Origin of the sequence: Arcobacter caeni (assembly GCF_003063245.1) — a bacterium.
Lineage (GTDB): Bacteria > Campylobacterota > Campylobacteria > Campylobacterales > Arcobacteraceae > Aliarcobacter > Aliarcobacter caeni.
In genome coordinates this window covers 22,004-47,048 of sequence record NZ_MUXE01000007.1, presented here as the reverse complement: position 1 = coordinate 47,048, position 25,045 = coordinate 22,004, and the positions used below count along the sequence as shown (strand labels likewise).

The 25,045-nt window shown below is 27.6% G+C and carries 25 protein-coding genes; 15 read left to right on the top strand and 10 right to left on the bottom strand.

All coding sequences use genetic code 11. The features are described 5' to 3' along the window. Positions 1–7: 7 nt before the first annotated feature. The 6 genes from nuoD to B0174_RS06170 form a co-directional block, all read right to left on the bottom strand. Positions 8–1,234 (bottom strand): NADH dehydrogenase (quinone) subunit D, encoded by a 1,227-nt coding sequence (gene nuoD, locus B0174_RS06195; RefSeq protein WP_108558799.1) that lies wholly within the window; start codon positions 1,232–1,234, stop codon positions 8–10. A gap of 5 nt (positions 1,235–1,239) precedes the next feature. Further along, positions 1,240–2,043: an NADH-quinone oxidoreductase subunit C gene (locus B0174_RS06190; RefSeq protein WP_108558798.1), complete on the bottom strand. Its 804-nt coding sequence runs from the start codon at positions 2,041–2,043 to the stop codon at positions 1,240–1,242. Further along, on the bottom strand, positions 2,043–2,552 hold the full coding sequence (locus tag B0174_RS06185; protein WP_108558797.1) for a NuoB/complex I 20 kDa subunit family protein: 510 nt from the start codon (positions 2,550–2,552) through the stop codon (positions 2,043–2,045). The genes B0174_RS06190 and B0174_RS06185 overlap by 1 nt, the downstream gene beginning before the upstream one ends. Next, the gene (locus B0174_RS06180; protein ID WP_108558796.1) at positions 2,534–2,923 is read right to left on the bottom strand and encodes an NAD(P)H-quinone oxidoreductase subunit 3; all 390 of its coding nucleotides are present in this window, start codon (positions 2,921–2,923) and stop codon (positions 2,534–2,536) included. Before B0174_RS06180 ends, B0174_RS06185 begins: the two co-directional genes overlap by 19 nt. A 314-nt stretch (positions 2,924–3,237) precedes the next feature. Beyond that, complete coding sequence (locus tag B0174_RS06175) at positions 3,238–4,971, bottom strand: ATP-binding protein (protein ID WP_108558795.1); 1,734 nt, start codon at positions 4,969–4,971, stop codon at positions 3,238–3,240. Positions 4,972–4,986: 15 nt separating this feature from the next. Then, positions 4,987–5,340 carry a hypothetical protein gene (locus B0174_RS06170; protein WP_108558794.1) on the bottom strand — a complete coding sequence of 118 codons (354 nt, stop codon included), beginning with the start codon at positions 5,338–5,340 and terminating at the stop codon, positions 4,987–4,989. Between the two features lie 111 nt (positions 5,341–5,451). Between B0174_RS06170 and B0174_RS06165 the strand changes: the two genes are divergently transcribed. Both B0174_RS06165 and B0174_RS06160 read left to right on the top strand, forming a co-directional pair. Further along, positions 5,452–6,069 carry a tetratricopeptide repeat protein gene (locus B0174_RS06165; RefSeq protein ID WP_108558793.1) on the top strand — a complete coding sequence of 206 codons (618 nt, stop codon included), beginning with the start codon at positions 5,452–5,454 and terminating at the stop codon, positions 6,067–6,069. Beyond that, the gene (locus tag B0174_RS06160) at positions 6,070–6,723 is read left to right on the top strand and encodes a tetratricopeptide repeat protein (RefSeq protein WP_108558792.1); all 654 of its coding nucleotides are present in this window, start codon (positions 6,070–6,072) and stop codon (positions 6,721–6,723) included. 13 nt (positions 6,724–6,736) lie between these two features. Here B0174_RS06160 and B0174_RS06155 read toward each other — a convergent pair whose 3' ends face one another. After that, positions 6,737–7,315, bottom strand: coding sequence for a TetR/AcrR family transcriptional regulator (locus B0174_RS06155; RefSeq protein WP_108558791.1), 579 nt, complete (start codon positions 7,313–7,315; stop codon positions 6,737–6,739). Between the two features lie 136 nt (positions 7,316–7,451). Here B0174_RS06155 and B0174_RS06150 point away from each other — a divergent pair, with 136 nt between their 5' ends. After that, on the top strand, positions 7,452–8,075 hold the full coding sequence (locus B0174_RS06150; RefSeq protein ID WP_108558790.1) for a hypothetical protein: 624 nt from the start codon (positions 7,452–7,454) through the stop codon (positions 8,073–8,075). Beyond that, positions 8,072–9,700, top strand: coding sequence for a C4-dicarboxylic acid transporter DauA (dauA, locus tag B0174_RS06145; RefSeq protein ID WP_108558789.1), 1,629 nt, complete (start codon positions 8,072–8,074; stop codon positions 9,698–9,700). Before B0174_RS06150 ends, dauA begins: the two co-directional genes overlap by 4 nt. Before the next feature lie 15 nt (positions 9,701–9,715). Here the strand turns inward: dauA and nfo are convergent, their stop codons facing one another. Beyond that, a complete protein-coding gene (nfo, locus tag B0174_RS06140; RefSeq protein WP_108558788.1) occupies positions 9,716–10,561 on the bottom strand; it encodes a deoxyribonuclease IV in 846 nt (281 codons plus the stop codon). A gap of 236 nt (positions 10,562–10,797) precedes the next feature. Between nfo and B0174_RS06135 the strand changes: the two genes are divergently transcribed. The 3 genes from B0174_RS06135 to B0174_RS06125 all read left to right on the top strand — a co-directional run bounded on the left by B0174_RS06135 (position 10,798) and on the right by B0174_RS06125 (position 15,445). Then, on the top strand, positions 10,798–11,997 hold the full coding sequence (locus tag B0174_RS06135) for an NAD(P)/FAD-dependent oxidoreductase (RefSeq protein ID WP_108558787.1): 1,200 nt from the start codon (positions 10,798–10,800) through the stop codon (positions 11,995–11,997). Between the two features lie 124 nt (positions 11,998–12,121). Continuing rightward, complete coding sequence (locus B0174_RS06130) at positions 12,122–14,077, top strand: EAL domain-containing protein (RefSeq protein WP_228156425.1); 1,956 nt, start codon at positions 12,122–12,124, stop codon at positions 14,075–14,077. Between the two features lie 18 nt (positions 14,078–14,095). Continuing rightward, entirely contained in the window at positions 14,096–15,445 is a 1,350-nt protein-coding gene (locus B0174_RS06125; protein ID WP_108558786.1) for a sodium-dependent transporter, read from the top strand. Between the two features lie 15 nt (positions 15,446–15,460). On the opposite strand, the gene B0174_RS06120 is transcribed toward B0174_RS06125, so the two are convergent. Next, a complete protein-coding gene (locus B0174_RS06120) occupies positions 15,461–15,736 on the bottom strand; it encodes a hypothetical protein (protein ID WP_108558875.1) in 276 nt (91 codons plus the stop codon). A 181-nt stretch (positions 15,737–15,917) separates the two neighbouring features. On the opposite strand from B0174_RS06120, the gene B0174_RS06115 reads away from it, so the two are divergent. The 7 genes from B0174_RS06115 to mreC are packed head-to-tail and all read left to right on the top strand — an operon-like array spanning position 15,918 to position 22,392. Then, positions 15,918–16,991, top strand: coding sequence for an epoxyqueuosine reductase QueH (locus tag B0174_RS06115; RefSeq protein ID WP_108558785.1), 1,074 nt, complete (start codon positions 15,918–15,920; stop codon positions 16,989–16,991). Beyond that, a complete protein-coding gene (lpxB, locus tag B0174_RS06110) occupies positions 16,988–18,031 on the top strand; it encodes a lipid-A-disaccharide synthase (RefSeq protein WP_108558784.1) in 1,044 nt (347 codons plus the stop codon). Before B0174_RS06115 ends, lpxB begins: the two co-directional genes overlap by 4 nt. Positions 18,032–18,082: 51 nt before the next feature. Continuing rightward, positions 18,083–18,526, top strand: coding sequence for a 3-hydroxyacyl-ACP dehydratase FabZ (fabZ, locus tag B0174_RS06105; protein WP_108558783.1), 444 nt, complete (start codon positions 18,083–18,085; stop codon positions 18,524–18,526). A gap of 11 nt (positions 18,527–18,537) precedes the next feature. Beyond that, positions 18,538–19,320 carry an acyl-ACP--UDP-N-acetylglucosamine O-acyltransferase gene (lpxA, locus tag B0174_RS06100; RefSeq protein ID WP_108558782.1) on the top strand — a complete coding sequence of 261 codons (783 nt, stop codon included), beginning with the start codon at positions 18,538–18,540 and terminating at the stop codon, positions 19,318–19,320. Positions 19,321–19,330: 10 nt separating this feature from the next. Next, the gene (gene clpX, locus B0174_RS06095) at positions 19,331–20,551 is read left to right on the top strand and encodes an ATP-dependent Clp protease ATP-binding subunit ClpX (RefSeq protein ID WP_108558781.1); all 1,221 of its coding nucleotides are present in this window, start codon (positions 19,331–19,333) and stop codon (positions 20,549–20,551) included. 13 nt (positions 20,552–20,564) lie between these two features. Continuing rightward, complete coding sequence (locus B0174_RS06090) at positions 20,565–21,596, top strand: rod shape-determining protein (protein ID WP_108558780.1); 1,032 nt, start codon at positions 20,565–20,567, stop codon at positions 21,594–21,596. Next, positions 21,589–22,392, top strand: coding sequence for a rod shape-determining protein MreC (gene mreC / locus B0174_RS06085; RefSeq protein WP_108558779.1), 804 nt, complete (start codon positions 21,589–21,591; stop codon positions 22,390–22,392). The genes B0174_RS06090 and mreC overlap by 8 nt, the downstream gene beginning before the upstream one ends. A gap of 6 nt (positions 22,393–22,398) precedes the next feature. Here mreC and ribE read toward each other — a convergent pair whose 3' ends face one another. After that, a complete protein-coding gene (gene ribE, locus B0174_RS06080; protein ID WP_108558778.1) occupies positions 22,399–23,016 on the bottom strand; it encodes a riboflavin synthase in 618 nt (205 codons plus the stop codon). 156 nt (positions 23,017–23,172) lie between these two features. On the opposite strand from ribE, the gene mnmG reads away from it, so the two are divergent. Next, positions 23,173–25,044, top strand: coding sequence for a tRNA uridine-5-carboxymethylaminomethyl(34) synthesis enzyme MnmG (mnmG, locus tag B0174_RS06075; RefSeq protein WP_108558777.1), 1,872 nt, complete (start codon positions 23,173–23,175; stop codon positions 25,042–25,044). Position 25,045 lies beyond the last annotated feature (1 nt).

The window sequence follows — 25,045 nt, the reverse complement described above, 5'->3', positions numbered from 1 at the left end:
ATTTCCTCTACCTATCTATTTCACCAAAAACGATATTTAAATTACCAATAATTGTAACAACATCGGCTAATTGGCATCCAACTAAAAGTTCTTCTAAAAGTGCTGTATGTTGAAAACTAGGTGTTCTCAGTTTCATTCTGTAAGCATAAGGAGTTCCATCACTTACAACAAAATATCCCAACTCACCTTTTGGCGATTCAGTAGCCACATATACTTCACCAACAGGTGGTCTCATACCTTGTGTTACTAAAACAAAATGTTGCATTAAAGAGTAATTTTGAGTCATAATTTGCTCTTTTGGAGCTGAAATATAATTTGGTGCATGGGCCATTAATTGAGTATCTGATTCTTCGTACATAGGAACTAATTGTTTTAGAATTTTTGCAGATTCCCTAATTTCAGCAATACAGATTTTATATCTTCCATAAGAATCACAAGTTTGTGAAACTGGAATATCAAAATCAAGTTCAGGATAAATACCATAAGGCATCTCTTTTCTTAAATCCCATTTGATTCCACTTCCTCTTAAAACAACACCTGAACAGCCCCAACTTTTTGCCATAAGAGGTGTAATAACTCCAACATTCTCAAGTCTCATTTTCCAGATTCTATTTTCTGTTAAAAGCCCTTCGTAAGTTTCTAACTCTTTTGCTAATATTTCCAAAAATGATAAACAATCATCCGTCCAGTTTGCTGGTAAATCCAAAGGAACTCCACCAATTCGTACAGCACTGTGAGTTAGTCTTGCACCACAATAGTCTTCAATTAAGTCCATTGCGTATTCTCTTTCTCTAAAACAATAAAGGAACATAGACATGGCACCCACATCAAGTGCGTGTGTTGCTAACCAAAAAAGATGTGAAGTGATTCTGTTTAACTCTAAAAGCATAGTTCTTATAATCTCAGCTCTTCTTGGAGCCTCAATTCCTAAAAGTTTCTCAATTGCAAGTGCATATCCATAGTTATTTGAAGTTGCTGCTATATAATCCATTCTATCGGTTGTTGGTAAAAATTCGTTATACATCATATTCTCAGCCATTTTTTCCATACCTCGGTGAAGGTATCCAATCATTGGTCTTGATTTTACAACTTCTTCACCTTGAAGCTCTAAAATAAGTCTTAATTGTCCATGAGCAGATGGATGTTGTGGTCCGAAGTTTACCATCATGGTATTATCTTCTCGTTCAAAATGAATATTTTCAAAAAAAGGTTTTAGTCTATTTGGTTGTTGCATATTTTCTACCTTCTTCTTTTTAAAACAACTGATTCTTCAGGTTTTAATTTTTTCATAATTTTAGAAGTATTTTCTTCTTGATAAGAGATATTTGTTTCAGGCTCATATAAAGAAATATCAGTATCAAATGGAACTTCATGTCCAAGTCTTGCAAATCTTGTAGTATCGTATCTATCAATTGCCGCTGGATCTCGTTGTTCTGGTCCAATAATACTTCTAGCTTCTTTTCCAAAAATTTTATCAACTTCGTACCACGAAGCTGTTTCATCACCTTGAAGTGGATAAGTTTTTTTCAAAGGATGGTCATACCAATCATCTGGCATAATTAATCTTTTTAAATTTGGATGATTTATTACTTTTACACCCAACATATCGTACATTTCTCTCTCAGACCAATTTGCTGATTTAAAAAGTGATGTTACAGATTCCAAAGATTCATCTTTTTGTAAAAAACATTTAATTCTTATTCTTTTATGTTTACTCAAAGATAAAAATTCATAAAAAATTTCATAACCATCTCTTGAAGCTAAATAATCAATCGCCGATAATTCCATCAACATGTCATATTCTAATTTTTCTTTTAAAAGCTTAATACATGAAATCAAAAAACTTTTATCAATAATAATTACTAAATGAGTATGTTCGATAAAAGCCTCTTGAACATTAATACTATAATTGATTTCTTCAAAATCTTTTGAAAAAGTTTCATCACTATTGGGATTAAATCTAGGAACACTTGGAGATACAAAAAATCTGTCTGAAAAATAAGCTTCTTTTTGTACACTATCTTTAGGAGTATATTTTCTCATTATACTAACCTCTTTTTTTTATGAGCTCTAAAAATTGATTCTTTTCTAATTTTTTGTTGAAGTGCCATTAGGGCATATTGTAAAGTTTCAGGTCTTGGTGCACAACCTGGAAGATAAATATCAACTGGAATAATTCTATCTGCACCTTGAACAGTTGCATAAGTATTAAACATTCCACCTGTATTTGCACATGATCCCATAGAAATTACCCATTTAGGATCTGGCATTTGATCATATAATCTTCTCATAAATTCAGCGTGTTTTTTTGTTAAAGTTCCTGCAATTATCAAAACATCAGATTGTCTTGGACTTGCTCTAAAAATTGTACCAAACCTATCAAAATCATACCTTGATGCGCCGGTTGCCATCATCTCAATAGCGCAACAGGCTAAACCATAAGTCATTGGCCATAAAGAGTTAGAACGCCCAAAATTAACTAATTTATCAATAGTTGTTAATTTAACAGCAGCTCCATTATCTTGTAAATAATTTATTTTATGCTGTGCCATTCAAGTGCTCCTTTTCTCCATGCGTATAAAAATCCAATTGCTAAAAGTGTAATAAATAATATCATTTCCACAAACCCAAACCATCCTAAAATTTTAAAGTTAATTGCCCATGGAAACATAAATATAATTTCAACATCAAATAAAATAAATAATAATGCTGTTAAATAAAATTGAGTAGAAATACTATTAGGTTGTTTTGTAACTTCAGGTCCACACTCGTATAAAGTTGTTTTTAGTTTTTCAGTATCAAGTCTAGCAATCTTTCTACTTATATATCGTGAAAGCCATACTGTTGCACCAAATGCACTAAATGTTACAATAAACATAACAAATGCACCAAAATAGGGATGTGCAAATTCCATATGTGTCATTTAATCTATCCTTTTAAAGCTAAAAAGTTCTCTTATTTTACAAATATAATATCTTATTTGTAATAAATAGTGACTTATTAATAATGTATGCAATGATATTCTAACCTAATAAAAATTAGCTTATTGTTTAATCTTTTTCTAAGGATTAGAAACAAACTGGTACAAAAAGAAACATAAAATCTTTAGTAAAGATTTTGAAAATAAAATCTATTATTTTTTGTATTCTTAAAATATTATAAAATATATCAATTAATTATACTTTTTAAAGATGAAATATTTATGATATTTATTTATACATCAAAACTAAAATAGATTTAGAAAAACCCAACTTTATTTTCGCTGTCAAATTGACCTTTTTGTTCTTTAGTAATTTGCTCTTTAAAATTCTCAACTTTGAATAAAGGTTCGTCACTAACAGCTATTTTATATGCTGTATTTTTAATAACTAACTCTATTTGTCCACCTGTTAATTCATATTTTGCTAATTCTTCAATATCAAAATTTTCTTCAAGTGGTAAATTTACAGGAATTAGTTTTTTCCAAAGGTCAATTCTTTGGGCTTTATTTGGTTTTACAAACTCTATTTTGTAATTAAATCTTCTTGAAAATGCTTTATCTAAGTTCTCAAGTAAGTTTGTAGTTGCAATTAATATTCCATCAAATCTTTCAATTTGTTCCAAGAAAATATTTTGCATTTGATTATGCATTTTATCACTACTACTAACTCCTCCAGAAGCTCTTGAGCTTAAAAACTGATCTGCTTCATTTAAAAGTAAAACTGGCTCTGATTTTGTTTGAGTTCTAAGTTCATAATATTTATCAAAAATACTTCTAACATTTTTTTCACTTTCACCAATATACATTGATAAAATCTTTGAACAGTCAAAACTTAAAACATCTTTTTTAAGAGATTTTGCTAAAGCTAATGCTGTAAGTGTTTTTCCAGTTCCAGCAACTCCGTAAAAAATTATTTTTGCTTCAATTCCTCTTTTTTTGTCCTTTATTCCCCATTGTTTCAAACGATTTATTACATTTTTATCAACTTGTTTTAAAAGTGCATCTAAAGTCTCTTTTGTTTTTTCATTTAAAACAACATCTTCCAAAGTTTTTGTTGTTGAAATTAACTCAAACATATCTTGTTCTTTTATGATTGTATCTAATTTTATTTTTCCAACATTTGTACTTTTTTTAGTTGGATGTGAAATTTTATATAAAACCTCATCAGGAATATAAAAATTTCTATTAATCCCACCAAATGGAGTTAAAACCTCATCATAATCAATCAAAGATTTTGAAACTAAAGTTGAACTTTCTTCCAATAAACTTCTATATTTTATCTTTTCATAATCATCACTTGAAATTAATTCAATCAAAGAATTCATATCTCGCAGACTTCCATCTCCACCTGAATATTCTTCTTTTAAAAGTGCTAAAAATAGAGTTTGTTCTTGTTCATTTAACTCATTATTTTTGAAAAAATCTTCAAGCATTATTGAATTACTTGTAACTTTTATTCTCTCTTTTATTCTATTTTCAAGAAGTACTAATTTTGATTTTAATCTATTTGAACTAGGACTATTTACATCAAAGTTTTTTCTAACAACATTTAACTGTTGTGCCAAATCTATTCTAAAAAATTGGTCTTGTAAATATTCTAAGTGGTCACTATAATTTTTGATTTCAGGAAGAACAAAATCATTACTTCCATTTTCAAGCATTTTTAAATACGCACTTGATAAAGAAACACTTGAATTAATAAGTTCAAGTTTAGAAACTTCACTTAATTTTACTTGTTCAAAAGATACTTGAACCAACCATCCAAATTCCAAAAGTGATTTTATTAAATCAAGTTTTTCCAGATGTTTATATGTTTTTAAATCATAAAATTCACCTAAAATATCTATTACACCTAATGTATCTCTACCATTTACATACTCTTTTGACATAAATTGTAAAATTTTTGCTTCTTCTTGTGAACATTTTAATTGTCCAAAAAAATTTGTTGTTTCAACATTTTGCGCTTTTATAAAATTAATTACTTCTTTCATTCTTATTTTATTATCCTAGTTATTTATTTTTTCTGATATTTTTTTATAATAATCATTTAACTCTTCTTTTTCTTTAAAAGTTATTTTGTGAGTTTTATTTATTATTAGATTAAGTTGATTTATTTCTAGATTATTTATATCTTTATATTTAAAAATTGTTGAGTTTTCATCAATATTTACGACAAAACTATTTTTTATTTCAATAAAAGAATCATCACAAAAAGCCTTGTATGAACCCTTTGAATATGCATATTCTTGACAGTTATTTTTTTTCAAATATTCTTCAATATAATCTAAGTTTGTATGGTTATAAATATTTAGCGAAATAGCCACAAATGCTATAAATAAAAAAAGTCCTATTAAAATCATTTAATCTCCCCTTAAGTACAATATAATACAGCAATCTGTCTTAACTACTTATGAATATAAAACTTGCTAGAATTAAGCAATTATACAAGTAACTTAAAAAAAAGGAATATTATGCTCAAGACTATCTCATCTTCATTTGCTTTAACAACTCTTTGCTTATTAGCGTTAACTAGCTGTTCTAGTCATAACGAATTTTTAAAAGCTTCATCAAATGAACTTCAAATTGCTGATGATTGTAGAAATACAAATAAACATTTAGAGATGGATTGTTATGACTTAATTTCTTATAAAAACTCTTTTGCTCAATTAAGACTAGGATTAAATGCTCAATTAAGAGGTGATTTTACAGAAGCAATTCAAAGATTAAATATCTCTAAACAAAAAGGTAATTTTTATGCAAATGCAGCATTAGCAGATATTTATAAAAATGGATTTGGTGTTGCTGTTAATAATGATGAAGCTGTTAAACTTTTAGAAGATACAAAAGAAATCGACCCAATTGCAGCATATAGATTGTCTTTTTATTACCTTGATAAAAATAAAGTTGAAGATGCGTTAGAACTTCTAAATTATGCAGCAAAAAATGATGTGAAAGCTGCTCAACAAGAACTATCTAAACTATATTTAAATGGTGAGTTTATTGAAAGAAATACAGATAAATCAAGTTATTGGCAAGAACAATATGAAGATACATCAGCAAATTTTGCAAATAAAATTTATGGAATATAAATGTTAAAAAAACTACTACTACCAAGCTTATCAATATTCTTATTTACAGCTTGTTCTTTAAAAATGCCAGAGTTTTCAATGCCTTCTTTCTTGTCATTTTCTAACAATAAAGATGCCCTTGCACTTGAAAAAGCAAATGTTTGTCAAAAAATAGAAGATATTGATAATAAACTTTTTTGTTATAGAAAAATTGTAAATGAGAACTCTTATGCTCAACTTAGAATGGGAACATATAGTGTTGAGAAAAAAGATTACAAAAAAGCAATTGATTATTTAAACCAATCAATCGATAATAAAAATGCTTACGCAAATTTAGCTTTAGCATTTTTATATTATAAAGGGGATGGAGTTGAGAAAGATATAGATAAAGCTTTTAAACTTCTAAAAGATTCAAGCGATATTGACCCAAATTCAGCTTATCAATTATCAAGATTTTATTTACAAGGAATAAATACAAAAGTTGATGTTGATAAAGGAATAGATTTATTAGAATTTGCAGCTTCAAAAAATATGTTAGCTGCTCAAAAAATGCTTGTTAATATCTATAAAGAAGGATTATTCTCTCAAGATAAAAATGCTAAAAAAGTTAAACAATGGGAAGATATAATCAAAAAAGATATAAAAGATACAAATTTCGAGATTTATAAACTCTAAAAACTAAATAATATTACTTTTTTTCTAAACCATAGAAAAAAAGTTTTATTGTATTTTCCACAATATCTTTTGTATCATACTTTTCTAATAAATAACTCTCTATAAATCCATCTGATAACTTTTTGAAAAGTATTACTATATGTTTATAATCCATCTTAGAATCTGGATATAAACTTTTAAATTGTCTTATTAAAAACTCATAAATTTCATTAACTATTGCATGATTTGAAATATCTAATTTATGAAAGAAATATGGATCATTTGTTAGTGTTTCATCTCTATTATTATCTATTTGAATAAATATTTCATATTTACAAGATAAATATAATTCAAGATTTTGCATAGGATTAGTAGTTTCTTTTTCATTTAATTTATCTAAAAAACTTTGTAACTTTAAAATCAAATATTCCAAATATAAATCTTCTTTTGAAGTAAAAAGATTATATATAGTTCCTACTGAAGTTTCCAATTCAATAGCTAGTTGTGAAATTTTAAAATTTTTATACCCACACTTATCAAAATATACAGCAGCAGCTTTTAGGTATAACTCCCTTTTTACTTTACTTAATTCGTCATTTATTTTACTTTTCATTCTAATCCATATTTTTTTTTGAATTATATTTTAATTAATATTAAAACATCAAATGAACTAACAAAATAATTTTGAACTTAATTCATTATTAAGTATTATTGATTTAAAATCCACAATCTTAATATTTAGGATTTAAATGAGCATTAATAATAAACCACAAATCTGCATAAAACTTCTTAGAGACATAAAAACTGATGCCTTACTCATCTACATAAAAACAGTAATTGAAGAACTTCTTGAAAATATAAAAACAAATAACTACAAAATTGATTTGGGATTTGAAGAATTCAATAAAGAAATAGAAAAAAATATAATAGAATTAAATGAGCAATTAGATAAAACAATAATAAATGCCTATGAATTAAAATCTTTTATGGCTTATCAACAAGCACGACAAACAAATCATAAACTACTTCCAAATGACGAAGCTTTGGTATTTTATTACAATACAATTGTAAAACAAATCGAAACTTATTTACTTGAAGGTGAACTTTGGATTCCGGAACAAATCATTTTAGCATTACTTAGTGAATGGATTTTAGAAGAAGAAAAATCAACGATTTTTTACTCTTTTTTAAATAATTTTGATTACATAAAACTTCTAGGATATTATGAAGTAGCAAGAAATAATGAGAAAAATATAAATCTAAAAAACAATATCCTAAAAATGTATCAAATTTCATCTTCTATGATAAAAAGACTCAAAAACTCAAAATATAAGATAAACTCTTCTAGAAAATCTAAAATGAGAAAAAAATGAAACATGATATTTTATCTGGTTTAACTGTTGGAATAATTGCACTTCCATTATCAATGGCATTAGCAATTGCTACAGGAGTTCCTCCACAACTTGGACTTTATACTGCAATTATTGCAGGAATAATAGCAGCTATTTTTGGAAGTAGTAAAATAAATATTTCAGGACCAACGGCTGCTTTTGTTGTTATTTTAATTCCAATTGTTCAACAATATGGAGTTACAGGACTTTTGCTTTGTGGTTTATTATCAGGAATTATTCTAGTATTCACAGGTCTTTTAAAATTAGGAACTTTAATAGAAGTTATACCTTATCCAGTAACCGTGGGATTCACCTCTGGAATTGCCGTTGTAATTGCTACTTTTCAGATAAAAGATTTTTTTGGTTTAACTATTGAAAATTTTGATGGTCACTATTTAAATAAAATTTATCTTATTTTTAGCTCAATGTCTACATTTAAAACTCCTGAATTACTTATTGGATTATTCACACTTTTTTTATTAATTTTATGGCAAAAAACAAAAAGTAGAATTCCATCAGCACTTGTGGCTTTGAGTTTTATAACAGTAATTGCTGCTTTTTTAAATATCTATTTCCCTTATCTTAACATTTCAACAATAGCTTCAACTTTTCATTACGATATAAATGGAATCCAAGGAAATGGAATTCCACCTGTTCCTTTACAATTTTCTCTACCTTGGAGTTATTTAAATCCAGAAGAAATAAACTTAGATTTAATATATAAACTTCTTCCTCATAGTATTGCAATAGCAATTTTAGGTGCATTAGAATCACTATTATGTGCTGTAATTAGTGATGGAATGACGGGAAATAAAACAAACCCAAATAAAGAGTTAATAGGTCAAGGAATTACAAATATGATTGTTCCATTTTTTGGCGGAATCCCCGCGACTGCTGCAATTGCACGAACTGTTGTAAATATTAAATCAGGTGGAACTACAAAACTAGCATCTATTATTCACTCTTTATTTATTTTAGTTTCAATTATGTTTTTATCACCATATTTATCATATTTACCAATGGCATCACTTTCTGCTTTACTTTTTGTAGTTGCTTGGAATATGTCAGAAGTTAAACACTTTATAAATATTATCAAAGTGGCACCCAAAAATGATGTTTATGTACTTCTTACTTGTTTTATTTTAACTGTTTTATTAGATATGCAAATTGCAGTTGCGGTTGGAATTGGTTTAGCTTCAATATTATTTATAAAAAGAACTATCGATTTATATTCTATTGAACTTGTAAATACAAAACTCTCTATTCATCCAGATATTCCTGAGAATATCTCTATTTATGATATAAATGGACCAATGTTTTTTGGGGCAGCTCAAAATGCTTTAAAAACTCTTTTAAACTCAAATGAAAATACAAATATAGTAATTTTAAATATGCAAAATGTACCAATGATTGATATGACGGCAATGGTTGCACTTAAATCAATAGTTGATAATTTTAAAAGTAGAAATAAAAAGCTAATTTTTTCTGGTTTAAATGAAAGAATTCTGAAAAAATTAACTAAAGCAAAATTTGAATTTGATGATGAAAATTTGAAAACTTTTAATAATTTAAAAGATTCAATTGATTATTCAAAATCTATAATATAGTATTAGTTGAAAAAATTATTTTTCAACTAAATCATAAAGTGCTTGAATTTCTTGCGCCCAAATCTCTTCATTTATTGTTTCTAAAACAAGTGGAATATCATTCATTCTATCATCATTCATAATAAATCTAAATGCATCCCAACCAATTTTTCCAAGGCCTAAAGAATCATGTCTATCAACCCTACTTCCAAGCTCTGGTTTTGAATCATTTATGTGCATTCCCATAAGATATTGACGTCCTACTATTTGGTCAAACTCATTCCAAGTTTTATCATAAGCTTCACGTGTTCTTATATCATAACCAGCTGTGAACATATGACAAGTATCAATACAAACTCCAACTCTGCTTTTATCTTCAATTTTGTCAATAATATAAGCTAAGTGTTCAAATTTATATCCAAGATTACTTCCTTGACCTGCTGTGTTTTCAATTACAAGTTTTACATCTTTTGTAATATCTATTGCTTTGTTCATAGACTCTGCAATATTATTTAAGCACTCTTCTTCACTTATTTTACGAAGGTGGCTACCTGGATGAAAATTTAATCTATCAAGTTTTAATATCTCACATCTTTCAATCTCATGAATAAATCCATTTAGAGACTTTTCTCTTGCTTCAAGTTCTGGATGTCCAAGATTTATAAGATATGAATCATGGGGTAAAATATGTTTTGCTTGAATCCCTGATTTTTCTAACTCTTTAAACCATTTATCAATTGTTTTTGTATCTAATTCTTTTGCAGCCCATTGTCTTTGATTTTTTGTAAAAAGTGCAAATGCTTTTGCTCCAATTGCCATAGCATTTATTGGTGCATTATAAACTCCACCACTTGCACTTACATGTGCGCCTACATATTTCATTATATATTCCTAATTATTTTATTTATTTTTATTTTACTTAAATATTCTGTGGCTAATTTTAAAAGTGACAATAAAGTGTCATTTATAAACATCTTTGATTTATATCAAGAAATATGTCAAAAATTTTCTTTTCTCACTAAAAGCATATTATACAATGACTCTTTAAATTTAAAAGTCGCTATAAATGGGCTATTAAATTTTTGTAATATTTCTAAAAAAATAAAGGATTAAATTATATGGAAAAAGTTGTAATTATTGGTGGTGGATATTCAGGAATTTACGCATTACAAGAATTAGTTAAAAATAAAAATATTAAAATTACCCTGATTGATAAACACACTTTTCACAATTTACAACCAGAAGTTTACGATTTAATTGCAAACAAATCTAACATCGCAGATGTTACTATTGATTTAACAACATTATGTATGGGATTAGATCATCCATATTTAGAGTATAAGAATTTAAAAGTTAGAAAAATAGATAAAGAAGCTAGAAAGATTTATACAGAAGAGCAAGAAATCGTTGAATATGATTATTTAGTAATGGCAGCGGGAACTAGAACTTTTTTCCCTCCTCAAATTCCAGGACTAAATAATGCCCACGATATTAAAAAACTTCATTGGGCAATGTTTTTTAAACAAAGTTTTGAAAACCAACTTTTTAAGAAAATTCAATTTGAAGCAAAACAGTGCGATGACACACATATTGTTGTTGTTGGAGCTGGTTTATCAGGTGTTGAAATCGCAGCTGAAATGGCATATAACTCTAAAATGTTTTTCAAAAGAGGAAACTTTTCTTGTGATAATCTAAAAATTTCACTGGTTAGTAGTTCAGATACCATTCTTCCTGGACTTACTCCTAAACTAATTAGTATGTCTCACGAAAGATTAAAATCTTTAGGAATTAATGTAATTACAAATACAAAATTACTAAAATGTAATGAAGACCATTTAGAGTTATCAAACGGTACAAAAATTCATCATTCATTTATTATTTTTACAGGTGGAATTGAAGCTTCTCCTATCACATCACAATTAGATGTTGATAAAAATTCAAGAGGTCAAGTTTTAGTAAACGAATATCTTCAAACCAATAAATATCCTAATATTTTTGCTATTGGTGATATTGCTGAGATTAAAAACAAAAAAGGCGAAATAATGCCTCCAAATGTTACAGTTGCTAGAATCAGTGGAACAAGTGCTGGTAAAAATATTTTAAGTATGATAAAAAACAAAAAATTAACTGCTTGTGATCCAAAACTAGAAGGTATTTTAATTGCACTTGGCGGAAAATTTGCAGCTGGAAACTTATATGGATTAATTCATGTTCAAGGAAGAATTGCATATGAAATCAAAAAATATGTATTTAGTTCATACAGAAAACCTTTACTAAAACTAATTAAAATGGGTTATAAAAAACTAAAAAGATTATAAAATAGACTTTAACTTTTTAAACTTTTGATTATAAAATCTAGAATCAAAAGTTTAAAATATTACTTTAAAGTAAATATCCTATATAATCTAAAAATATTTAATTATTTTTATGAAATGAGTGATTATGAATAAAACTACAAGCTACAATAACCTTATCTTAAAAATTATTATTATAACTCTTACTTTTTCATTAACAATTGCATTTGTTTACACTCATTATATGAAAAAAGAAGCTATTGAAAAACTATCAAAAGTTGATGCTAAAAAAACTACAGAACTTATCTTTCAATCTTTATACTCAGCAATGGAGAGAGGTTGGACAAGAACTGATTTAGAAAAAATAATCTCCAGACTAAATTCTGTTGATAAAAATATGGCTGTGCATGTTTATAGAGGTGAAGAAGTTGCCAAACAATTTGGAGATATTTTAAAAGATTCGCAGGCAAGAAAAACAGATGTTTTTATTCAATCAGCATTTGGGAATAATGATATTTTGAATGTAATTGATGACTCTACAATAGAATATTATTATCCAATTGTTGCAAAACAAGAGTGTTTAAAATGCCATACCCAAGCTCAAGAAGGAAATGTTTTAGGTGTTATAAACATAATGTATCCAATCGATGATTTAAAAATCTCTCTTTCATCAATTATTAACTTCTTTATTTTGTTTATAATTTTATTTTCAATTGTTATTTTTATTGCTTTATTTTTAGAATTTGATAGACATTTAGTAAAACCAATTAAAAAATTTATTACAAATATAGACTACATTTCAAACCATAAAGATATTACTAAAAGAGTGGGAACAAACAATAAAATAACAGAAATAGATTCAATGCAAAATGTATTTAATCATATGTTAGATTCTCTTGAATATCAATTTTATCACGATGAATTAACAACTCTTCCAAATAGAAAAAAATTAATAGAAACCTTGACTTTAGAAGATGATGCAATTTTAATGATTTTAAATATTGATAAATTTCAACATATAAATGATTTATATGGAGATAAAATCGGAAATGATATTATCAAAAATACTGCACTTATTATAAAAGAAAATGTTTCAAAAGATGCACAATTATTTAAACTTCATGCAGATGAATATGCTGTATATTTACCAATTGAAGGAGTTTATGAAGAGATTAAAACTCTTGCTTTACATCTTGCAAATTGTATAGAAAATCATACTTTTATTATAAATGATAATGAAATTTATGTAAATGCAACGATTGGAGTTGCCTATGGAAATTCATTTTTATTAAATAATGCAGATATGGCTTTAAAACTAGCAAAGAAAAAAAGAAAAAAATATCTAATCTATGAATCTTCAATGAATATAGAACATGATTATGAACAAAATCTAAAATGGGCTAAAAGAATAAAAGATGCAATAGAAAACAATAGAATTGAACCATTATTTCAGCCAATTGTTGACACAAAAACTTCAAAAATTGTTAAATATGAAGCATTAATGAGAATGATTGATGAAGAAGGGGAATATCTTTCTCCTATACATTTTTTAGAATTAGCTAAAAAAAATAAACTTTATCCTAAACTTACAAAAATTATTATTGAAAAAACTTTTGAGATTTTTAAAAATATTGATGCTCAAGTATCAATAAATTTATCTGTTTATGATGTTTTAAATGAAGATGTTTATGCAACTATTATTGAAAAATTATATGAGTATCAACTAGGAGACAAAATAGTTTTTGAACTTATAGAATCAGATGGTATTGAAAATTATAAAGAAGTTATTGAATTTATAAATGAAGTAAAAAAAACAGGTGCAAAAATCTCAATTGATGATTTTGGAACTGGTTACTCAAATTTTGAATATATTATGAAATTAAAAGTTGACTATATAAAAATCGATGCTTCAATGATAAAAGATATTGATCATAATATAAATTCTCAACTTGTTACAGAAACTATTATAGATTTTGCAAAAAAAATGAATATTCAAACAATCGCCGAGTTTGTCCATTCTCAAAGTGTTTTTGAAGTGGTTAAAAATATGGGAATTGATTTTGCACAAGGTTATTATTTTGGAAAACCGCAAAAATTAGATTAAGAAAATAAAAGGGGCAAAATGCACAAAAATCGTTTTACAAGAGTTGGATTTATTCTAGCAGCTGCAGGAAGTGCTGTTGGACTTGGAAATATTTGGAAGTTTCCTTATATTGCAGGAGATAATGGAGGAGGAGTTTTTGTATTAGTTTATCTAGCAACTGTTTTTCTAATTGGTATGTCGATATTTATTGGAGAAGTTTTACTTGGTAGTAACGCCCACAAAGATGGTGTATCAACATTTGAAATACTCTCACCTAAAAATAAAAAGTATTGGAAATATTCAGGATTTACCTTTTTAACTGGTTTTCTAATTTTGACCTTTTATTGCGTTGTTATTGGCTGGATTTTTAACTATATTGTTCTTTCATTAACTGCATTACCTGCTAGTTTTAAAGATTCAGAAGATTTATTTTCAAATTTCTTGAAAAATGATATTTATGCTCAACTAATTTATTACACATTAACTTTTATACTTATTGCTTTAACTATTTCAAAAGGCGTAAAAAAGGGTATTGAAAAATTAAACAATATATTAATGCCTGCACTTATAATCATTTTACTACTCTTGCTTGTTTATTCTATTCAATTAGATGGATTTATGAAAGCTGTTGATTTTATGTTTTATCCAAATTTTGAAAAATTTAAATCAAGTTCAATAATTGTGGCCGTTGGACATGCATTTTTCACCTTATCAATTGGTATGGTTACTATTTTAACTTACGCTTCTTCTTTAGATAAAGATGTAAATATAGTAAAAGCATCTGTTTGGGTTGTAGTTATGGATACTTTAATTGCTATTGTTGCTGGTTTAATTATCTTTTCAATTACATTTACAGCAGGGCAAGAACCAAGTAAAGGTGCTGGATTAGTATTTATTACACTTCCTGCGATTTTCCATGAAATGGGAACTATTGGTATTTTATTATCATTTTTATTTTTTGTGGCTTTAGCATTTGCAGCTATTACATCTGCTGTTTCAGTATTAGAACCAACAGTTATGTACTTAATCGAAAGAAGAAATATGGAAAGAAAAAAGGCAACTTATGGTGCTGCTTTTTTTGCTTATCTTATTGGAATAGTTGTTTTATTGTCAAATACAAATGCCTTTTCGGAAAGTTTAACCCTTGGAAGTAAAAATATTTTTGATTGGTTTGACTTTATAAGTTCAGCTATTTTATTACCACTTGGTGGAATGATAATCTCAATCTTTATTGGATTTGTTCTTGATAAAGAAGTTTCAAGAAATGCGATTGTTCCATATATTGGAGAGAATTATTACAAAATTTGGTTATTTATAATTAGATATGTTGCTCCAATTTCAATACTAATTATAATGCTAAATGAATTAGGCATAATAAATATCGAATAAAAGACTAGTTTTAAACTAGTCTCTTATTATTTTAATCAAAATGTCATTTTGTTTATCTCTATGAATAACTTCTTTTTGATTTCTCTCAAATAACTCTTTTATAAAATTATCAGGATATGTTGAAGATAAATTTTCTTTGTTAAATGTTTTTAAATCTTGACATTTAAAAGTAGCTTTACAAACTTTATCTTCATAAATTTTCATATCTAAAATAGCAGTTCCAGCACTAAAAATCTGAACTTGCGTATAATTTTTATATTTATAAATAAACCCTTTATCATAAAATTTCATTTGGGGAGTTTTGATTAATATTGTTGCGCTGTTCGAACTAATTTGTGGTTCATTTGTGCTAAAACATCCCGTAAAGATGAATATAGAAAAAATGAAAATCAATAAATTTTTTATGGCTAATCCTTTGTTTTAAAAACTTTTACTATAATTATATCAAATTATATAATTTAAAGGTTTTATATTGTTAGTTCATATTTGTTGCGCAGTTGATAGTCACTATTTTTTAGAAAAAATACAAGAAGAATTTCCAAATGAAGAATTAGTAGGTTATTTTTATGACCCTAATATTCATCCATATAGTGAATATAGACTTAGATATTTAGATGTAGAATATTCATGCCAAAAATTAGGCATAAAATTAATTGAAGGTGCTTATAACCTCGAAGAGTGGTTAAAAAAAGTTAAAGGAATGGAACATTTACCAGAAAAAGGCGATAGATGTACAGTTTGTTATGATGATAGACTCGATACAACTGTTCAAAAAGCTGCTGAATTAGGACATAATAAATTTACAACAACACTTCTAATTTCTCCCAAAAAATCCCAAGAAAAACTTGAAATAATTGGAAACAATTTATCCTCACTTACAGGTTTAGAGTTTATTTATAGGGATTACAAAGCCGGAAATGGAGCTGAAATTCAAGGGCAAAAAGTAAAAGAAAATTCACTTTATAGACAAAACTATTGTGGTTGTTTATTTGGTCTTAGTGCCCAAAGAGAAGCTCAAAAAAAGATTATGGATGAGATGTTTAATCCAATTTCAAATCAAATATTGCCAGAATCTATTGAAGAGAGACTAGAACTTTATAAAAAAAGAAACAAACTTGAAAAAGAAGGAGCAACTTATAAAATCATAAAACAAAGATTTTTAAACTATAGACTTCTTGGCTCGATTGTAAAAGTTGCTAAAAATATAGTTCCCTCATATATTTTTTGTTATTCAACAATAAATAGAAATAATACAAATGGAAGAATTGAATATGAAAAAGATGGGATAAACTACTTAAACAAAGACGAAGTTAAAATAATTGATATTACAACTTTTAATCTATTTGCAGACTCTTCATACAAAAATGTAAAAGAGCTTATGTACAATCCTCTAAGCTTTGAAAAAGAGTTAAATATACGAAATCAAATATTAAAAAATCCTTATGATTTAAGTGCTTTAATAGTTCTTGATGAGATAAAAAATGAAAAATATGAAATAGAAATAAATGCAACAACTTATGAAGATATTAAAGAAGAATTAGTATGAAATTATTAGTTTGTGCAATGGAAGCCTCTTCAAATATTCACTTAAAAGAGTTAAAAAAGTATTTATCTAAGGATGTGGAACTTTTTGGAGTTTTTGATAAGGAGCTTGGGAATCCACTTTATGATTTAACAGCATTGGCAATCATGGGAATTGTTGATGCTTTAAAAAAATTAAGATTCTTCTTTAAACTAAGAGACGAGTTAGTAGATTTAGCCAAAGATTGTGACAAAGTTTTACTAATGGATAGTTCAGGTTTTAATCTTCCACTTGCAAAAAAACTAAGGGAAACTTATCCAAATAAAGAAATTATTTATTATATTTTGCCACAAGCTTGGGCTTGGAAAAAAGGAAGAGTAAAAAAACTTGAACTTTATTGTTCAAAACTTTGTTCTATCATTCCTTTTGAAAGTGAAATGTATAGTGATAAAAATAAAATCACCTATGTTGGACATCCACTTTTAGATGAAATAAAAGAGTTTAAGCAAGATTTATCTGCTACAAATAAAATAGCTTTTATGCCAGGAAGTAGAAAAACAGAAATTACAAATCTTATACCAATTTTTAAAGAATTAATCAAAAAAATTCCAAACAAAGAGTATATTTTGATAATTCCAGCAAAATTTGATGATGAATATATTAAAAATATTTATGGAGATATTTCAGAGTTTACTATTTCAAAAAATACTCATAAAACTCTTCAAGAAGCTGAATATGCATTTATTTGTTCAGGAACAGCAACCCTTGAAGCAGCATTAATTGGAACACCATTTACACTTTCATATATTGCAAAAAAACTTGATTTTTTTATAGGAAGAATGTTTGTAAAACTAAACTATGTTGGCCTCGCAAATATCTTTTTTGAGAAAATGGGAAAACCTGCTTTACATAGTGAATTTTTACAAAATGAAGTTAGTGTTGAGAATTTATTTTTAGATTATACAAATATGGATAAAAAATTATTTTTTGATAATTCTAAAATATTAAGAGATTATCTAAAAAATGGAAGTTCGCGAAATGTTGCAGAGATAATTCAAAACTAATTATTTTTTAGATATAATATTTGCCATTCAATAAAAAAATCAGGATATTATATGTTAGATATTATGCAAATTCAAGAAATTCTTCCTCATAGATACCCAATGTTACTTGTGGATAGAATCACGGAAATGGAACTTAAAAAATCTATTAAAGGTTTCAAAAATGTTTCTATTTCAGAACCAGCTTTTCAAGGACATTTCCCAGGTCATCCAATTTATCCAGGTGTATTAATTTTAGAAGGTATGGCTCAATGTGGTGGTGTTTTAGCTCTTAAAAGTTCTGATTTAACAGACGAAGAGATGAAAAATAAAGTAATTTATTTTATGAGTATTGATAATGCTAAATTCAGAACTCCTGTACGACCAGGTGATAGATTAGATTATGAATTAGAAGTAATTAAAATGAAAAGCTCACTTATGGTTTTAAAAGGACAAGCATTTATAGATGGAAAAGTATGTGCTGAGGCTGAATTTAAAGCTATGATAGTTGATAAATAATAGGCAAATAAATGAACAATATTCATAAAACTGCAATAATTGAAGAAGGTGCCATATTAGGTGATAATATCACTATTGGTGCTTTTACAATTATTGGGAAAAATGTAAAAATTGGTGATGGAACAATTATAGATTCGCATACACTAATTGATGGTAAAACTACTATTGGGAAAAATAATCATATCTTCTCTCATGCTGCAATTGGAAGTATTCCTCAAGATTTAAAATTCAACGGTGAAGATGTAGAATTAGTAATTGGTGATAACAATAAAATAAGAGAATATACTTTATTTAATCCAGGAACAATTGGTGGTGGTTCAATCACAAAAATTGGAGACAACAACCTATTTATGGGTTATGTACATGTCGCTCACGATTGTATTATCGGAAATAATTGTATTTTTGCAAATGGTGCAACACTAGCAGGTCATGTTGAATGTGACGATTTTGTAGTAATTGGTGGATTAACACCTATTCACCAATTTTGTAAAATCGGAACTCAAGTTATGGTAGGTGGCGCATCAGCTGTTGCGCAAGATATTCCTCCATTTTGTTTAGCAGAGGGAAATAAAGCTGTTTTAAGAGGATTAAATCTAACTGGTTTACGAAGAAGATTTGAAAATAGAGAAGATATAGATGCTATAAAATCAGCATATAAAGAACTTTTTGAATCTGGAAAACCTCTTCAAGAAGTTGCTCGTGAATTATTTGAAACAAACGAAAATAAACATGTAAAAGAATTAGCAAGTTTTGTATTAAATACAAAACGAGGCATTCCTTTTAACAGAAAGTAATAGGTATAAAATGAGTAAGATTATATGTGATTTTTGTGGAACAACAGACACTAAAGATAATCCTGTAATTGCAGGAGATAATGCTTGTATTTGTAAAGCTTGTGTAACAGCTGCAAATGAAATAATGAGTGGAAATCTTCCAATAGAAGAGTTGGATAATAAGATTACAACTGCTGAAGCAAAAGAGATTAAAATCAAAACTCCTGCTGAACTAAAAAAAATATTAGATGAATATGTAATTGGACAAGATAGAGCTAAAAAAGTTCTAAGTGTTGCTGTTTATAATCACTACAAAAGAATTTTTAGACACCATGAAATTGATGATGATACAGAATTAAGCAAATCAAATGTTTTATTGATTGGACCAACTGGTTCAGGAAAAACACTTTTAGCTCAAACTATTTCTAAATATCTTGATGTTCCTTTAGCAATTGCAGATGCTACAAGTTTAACAGAAGCTGGATATGTTGGGGATGATGTTGAAAATGTAGTAACAAGACTTGTTCAAGCAGCAGATGGCGACATTAAAAAAGCTCAAAGAGGAATCATTTTTATTGATGAAGTTGATAAAGTAGCACGAATGAGTGAAAATAGATCAATTACAAGAGATGTTTCAGGAGAGGGAGTTCAACAAGCATTACTAAAAATTGTTGAAGGTGCTGTTGTAAATGTTCCTCCAAAAGGTGGAAGAAAACATCCAGGACAAGAAGCACTTCAAGTTGATACTACAAATATTTTATTTATTTGTGGTGGAGCATTTGATGGGCTTGAAGATATTATCAAGAAAAAGCAAGGTGCAAATGTACTTGGATTTAATCAAGATAAAAAAGGTAAAAATGACCACGATAAAGTTTTATCAAAAGTAGAAGCAGATGATTTAGTAAAATATGGTTTAATTCCTGAATTAATAGGAAGACTTCATATGGTTGCTACATTAAATGAAATAACAGAAGATGATATGGTTCATATTTTGACAGAACCAAAAAATGCGCTAATTAAGCAATATATCAAACTTTTCCAAATGGATGATGTTAAATTAGAATTTGAAAAAGATGCATTAAAAGAGTTAGCAAGACTTGCAATTGTTAGAAAAACAGGAGCTAGAGGATTGCGTTCTATACTAGAAGATATAATGTTAGATATAATGTTTGACCTTCCAAAATATAAAAATAAAACAATAACAATAACAAAAGAGGTTGTTCTTAAAACAAAAGAACCAAAAGTAGCATAGAAAGGATATAAAAGTGTTTTTAGATAAATTAATAGGTCTTTTTTCAAGTGATATGGCAATTGACTTGGGAACGGCAAATACGATTGTTTCAGTAAGAGGTAAAGGTATCATTATAAATGAACCATCAGTTGTTGCTGTTCAAAAAGACAAAAATGGTAGAGATAGAATTTTAGCAGTTGGTCAAGAAGCTAAACAAATGATTGGGAAAACTCCTTTAAATATTCAAGCTGTTCGTCCAATGCAAGATGGTGTAATTGCCGATTTTGAAATGACTGAAAGAATGATTAGATATTTTATTGAAAAAGCTCACTCAAGAAAATCATTTATTCGTCCAAGAATTATTATTTGTATTCCTTATGGTATTACTCAAGTTGAAAAAAAAGCAGTTGAAGAATCAGCAATGAGCGCAGGTGCGAGAGAAGTATTTTTAGTTGAAGAACCAATGGCAGCTGCTATTGGTGCTGGAATTCCTGTATCTGATCCAGCTGGTTACATTGTTGTTGATATTGGTGGAGGAACAACAGAAATTGGTGTTACTTCTCTTGGTGGATTAGTTTTATGCAAATCTATAAAAGTTGCTGGTGATAAATTTGATAAATCTATTATCGAACATGTTAGACAAAATTACAATTTATTTATTGGTGAAAGAACTGCTGAAAATATCAAAATAGAAATTGGAACTGCAATTAAACTTGATACTGAGTTAAAAATGAAAGTAAAAGGAAGAGATAATTCTGGTTTACTTTCTACAATTGAACTTGGAAGTGAAGGCGTAAGAATTGCTATTAAAGAACCACTAAAAGAGATTGTTTCATCAATTAAAAGTGTTCTTGAAAATATGCCTCCTGATTTAGCAAGTGATATTGTTGATAATGGTGTTATTATCACAGGTGGTGGTGCATTAATCAGAGGATTAGATGTATATTTAAGTGATATTATCAGACTTCCTGTTAAAATTGCTGATGAACCTTTATTATCAGTTGCATATGGAACAAGCCAAGTTCTTAACGAACCAGAGTTACTTAAACTAATAACTAATGCGTAAATTTATTTTTGCATTACTTTTTATAATTGCAGGAGCATCTTATCTTTTTCAGATAGATGAACTGCTAATTAAAAAATTCACTTTTCTAAATGATTTTAAAAATTTATATATTAGTAAAGTTATTAACTTTACTACATCTTTAGAAAAACATTTTAATCAAGCAGAAACAATTGAAAAATTGAAAATTGAAAATAGTGAATTAAAAGAATACAAAATATTATATACAAATGTACAAAATCAACTACATACACTAAAAGAATTTTTAGTTAACATTGATATTCCTGAAAATAAATCTAAAATCGAAATCGTTAAAGTTCTTTCTTACATAAATTACAATGACTTTACAAAAGTTTGGTTAGATAAAAAAATAGAAAATGATACTATTTTAGGTCTTATTACCGATAATTATTCAGCAGGAATTGTTGTAAATAAAAATGGTAATGCAGTTGGATTATTAAATGGGAATAAAGAGTGTTCTTATGCTGTTTTTATAGGTGAAGAAAAAGCTCCTGGAATTATTACTGCATCAAAAAATCAAGATGAATTAGAAATAAAATTTATTCCTGTTTGGGCTGAAATAAAAAAAGGTGATGAAGTTATAACTTCAGGTATGGATAATATCTTTTTTGAGGGTTTAAAAGTAGGAAGAGTTATTCAAGTTACAGATCTTACAGATATGAAAATTGCAACTGTAAAACCTTATGTAAATGTATTGAAGAAAAAATATTTTTATACTTATAAAAGTAATAATGAATCAATGAGCACTAATTTACTAAAAAGTGAAAACAAAAAATAAAATACTTTAGTATCTAGCCATAACTTTATCTACATCATCCCAAGATAATGCTTTTTCACTTTTGTTTACTTGAAACATATTATAAATATATCTAGCAAACATATCCGTCTCCAAATTTACTTTTGTTCCAACTTTATAATTTTTAAATAAAGTATTTTTAACAGTATGAGGAATTATAGTTAGTCTAAAAGAGTTTTCCATAACTTCATTTACAGTTAAAGAAACGCCATCAATACTCACACTTCCTTTTGGAATAATGTATTTTGAATATTCACTAGGTAAAGAGATAAAAAAATCAGTTGAATTTCCATTTGATTTAATAGCTTTTACCGTTCCCAAACAATCAACATGCCCTTGAACAATATGTCCTTCAAATCTATCACCCATCATCATAGCAGGTTCCATATGAACCTCATCTTTATAGTTTTCCATTGCTAAGATTTTTTGAGATTCAGGTGAAAGCTCAACAGTAAAAGTATCACTTGTAACTTTTACAACTGTTAAACAAGCTCCATTTATAGCTATTGAATCCCCTATTTTGGGATTATATTTTGCACTTAATGTCAAAAAATTGTTTTTAAAACTAACAACCTTTGCCATTTCTCGTATAAGTCCTGTAAACACTTAAAAAACCTTTTGATATATTTTAGATATAATATCGAAAAATTGTTAAGAAGCTAATTTTAACTACTTTTAATAAATTTTTTAGATAAATGGAAGAAAACATTTATCTAAGAAATTTCCCAAATATAAAATCAAAAAAAATTTATAAGGAATAACATGGATTATGATGTAATCGTTGTTGGTGGTGGTCATGCAGGGATTGAAGCCTCACTTGCAAGTGCTAGAATGGGTAAAAAAACTCTTTTAATTACTATGTTAGTAGAACAAATAGGAGCAGCAAGTTGTAACCCAGCTGTTGGTGGTCTTGCAAAAGGTCATTTAGTTCGAGAACTTGATGCAATTGGTGGAGAAATGGGACTTTGTACTGATGTTGCAGGTATTCAATTTAGAATATTAAATGCTTCAAAAGGTGCAGCGGTTCAAGGAAGCCGTGCTCAAATTGATATGGATAAATATAGAGAATATATGAGAAAAGTTTGTCATAATACTCCTAATTTATCAGTTTATCAAGATGAAGTATCTTCATTATTAGTAAAAAACGGAAATGAAGTTTATGGAGTTAAAACAAAATTAACAGAAGAGTTCACTTCAAAAAAAGTAATTATCACAACTGGTACTTTCATGAGAGGACTTATTCACATTGGTGAAAATAGATATGAAGCAGGTCGTGCGTGGGAATTACCATCTAGCACACTTTCAATTCAATTAAAAGAATTAGGTTTAAATGTTGGAAGACTAAAAACAGGAACTCCCTCAAGAATTGATGCAAACTCTATTGATTTTTCAGTTATGGATATGCATGGTGGTGATATTAATCCCTCACCATTTTCATTTAGAACTGATAAATCAAAATTCTCACCAACTCAATTTCCATGTTATATCACATATACAAATTTAGAAACTCACGAAAAAATCTCTTCAAACTTTTATCGAGCGCCACTTTTTACAGGTCAAATTGAAGGATTAGGTCCAAGATATTGCCCAAGTATTGAAGATAAAGTAAATAGATTTGCAGAACGAGATAGACACCAACTATTTTTAGAACCTCAAACTGCTATGTGTACGGAATATTACATAAATGGTTTATCAACTTCTCTTCCTATTGATGTTCAAAAAGATATGATTCACTCAATTGCTGGACTTGAAAATGCAAAAGTTGTTAGATATGGTTATGCAATTGAATATGATTATGTTGACCCTACTGAACTAAAACATACTTTAGAAACCAAAAAAATAAAAAATCTTTATAATGCAGGGCAAATAAATGCAACAACTGGTTATGAAGAAGCAGCAGCTCAAGGATTAATGGCAGGAATTAATGCAGCACTTGCAATTGATGAAAAAGAACCATTTATTTTAAGACGAGATGAAGCATATATTGGAGTTTTAATTGATGATTTAGTTACAAAAGGAACTAACGAACCTTATAGAATGTTTACTTCAAGAGCAGAATACAGGCTTCTTTTAAGAGAAGAAAATGCAGATTTAAGATTATCGCAATATGGTCATAATTTTGGTTTGATAGATGATATTACAATTGCAAAAGTTGAAAACAAAAGAAAAGTTATAGATGAAGCACTAGAATTTATGGCAAACGAATGGGTAACTTCTAAAAAAGAGACTTTAGAACTACTTGAAGCAATTGGTGAAGAAAGAATAAATGATAAAGTTTTACTTATAGATTTAATAGGTAGAAATAGTATTGATGCGGCAAAATTTGATAAATTAGTTCCTAATTATGCTTTTGTTGATGATTATTTAAAAGAGCAAATTATCATTGAAGCAAAATATTATAGATATATTCAAAAACAACAAAAACAAATTGAAAAAATGAAAAAAATGCTAAAAGCCACTATTCCTGAAAACTTTTCTTTCAAAGGACTTGCGGGATTATCAAATGAAGTTATAGAAAAGTTAGAAAGACACAGACCTCCAACACTTTTTAATGCAAGTTTAATTTCTGGAATTACGCCAGCGGCACTTGATATTATTCATCTAAACATTAATATAAAACAAAAAGAAGCATAAA

Coding starts and splice junctions, on each gene's coding strand:
- nuoD (WP_108558799.1), bottom strand. CDS start 1,234: ATGCAACAACCAAATAGACTAAAACCTTTTTTTGAAAATATTCATTTT.
- B0174_RS06190 (WP_108558798.1), bottom strand. CDS start 2,043: ATGAGAAAATATACTCCTAAAGATAGTGTACAAAAAGAAGCTTATTTT.
- B0174_RS06185 (WP_108558797.1), bottom strand. CDS start 2,552: ATGGCACAGCATAAAATAAATTATTTACAAGATAATGGAGCTGCTGTT.
- B0174_RS06180 (WP_108558796.1), bottom strand. CDS start 2,923: ATGACACATATGGAATTTGCACATCCCTATTTTGGTGCATTTGTTATG.
- B0174_RS06175 (WP_108558795.1), bottom strand. CDS start 4,971: ATGAAAGAAGTAATTAATTTTATAAAAGCGCAAAATGTTGAAACAACA.
- B0174_RS06170 (WP_108558794.1), bottom strand. CDS start 5,340: ATGATTTTAATAGGACTTTTTTTATTTATAGCATTTGTGGCTATTTCG.
- B0174_RS06165 (WP_108558793.1), top strand. CDS start 5,452: ATGCTCAAGACTATCTCATCTTCATTTGCTTTAACAACTCTTTGCTTA.
- B0174_RS06160 (WP_108558792.1), top strand. CDS start 6,070: ATGTTAAAAAAACTACTACTACCAAGCTTATCAATATTCTTATTTACA.
- B0174_RS06155 (WP_108558791.1), bottom strand. CDS start 7,315: ATGAAAAGTAAAATAAATGACGAATTAAGTAAAGTAAAAAGGGAGTTA.
- B0174_RS06150 (WP_108558790.1), top strand. CDS start 7,452: ATGAGCATTAATAATAAACCACAAATCTGCATAAAACTTCTTAGAGAC.
- dauA (WP_108558789.1), top strand. CDS start 8,072: ATGAAACATGATATTTTATCTGGTTTAACTGTTGGAATAATTGCACTT.
- nfo (WP_108558788.1), bottom strand. CDS start 10,561: ATGAAATATGTAGGCGCACATGTAAGTGCAAGTGGTGGAGTTTATAAT.
- B0174_RS06135 (WP_108558787.1), top strand. CDS start 10,798: ATGGAAAAAGTTGTAATTATTGGTGGTGGATATTCAGGAATTTACGCA.
- B0174_RS06130 (WP_228156425.1), top strand. CDS start 12,122: ATGAATAAAACTACAAGCTACAATAACCTTATCTTAAAAATTATTATT.
- B0174_RS06125 (WP_108558786.1), top strand. CDS start 14,096: ATGCACAAAAATCGTTTTACAAGAGTTGGATTTATTCTAGCAGCTGCA.
- B0174_RS06120 (WP_108558875.1), bottom strand. CDS start 15,736: ATGAAATTTTATGATAAAGGGTTTATTTATAAATATAAAAATTATACG.
- lpxB (WP_108558784.1), top strand. CDS start 16,988: ATGAAATTATTAGTTTGTGCAATGGAAGCCTCTTCAAATATTCACTTA.
- fabZ (WP_108558783.1), top strand. CDS start 18,083: ATGTTAGATATTATGCAAATTCAAGAAATTCTTCCTCATAGATACCCA.
- lpxA (WP_108558782.1), top strand. CDS start 18,538: ATGAACAATATTCATAAAACTGCAATAATTGAAGAAGGTGCCATATTA.
- clpX (WP_108558781.1), top strand. CDS start 19,331: ATGAGTAAGATTATATGTGATTTTTGTGGAACAACAGACACTAAAGAT.
- mreC (WP_108558779.1), top strand. CDS start 21,589: ATGCGTAAATTTATTTTTGCATTACTTTTTATAATTGCAGGAGCATCT.
- mnmG (WP_108558777.1), top strand. CDS start 23,173: ATGGATTATGATGTAATCGTTGTTGGTGGTGGTCATGCAGGGATTGAA.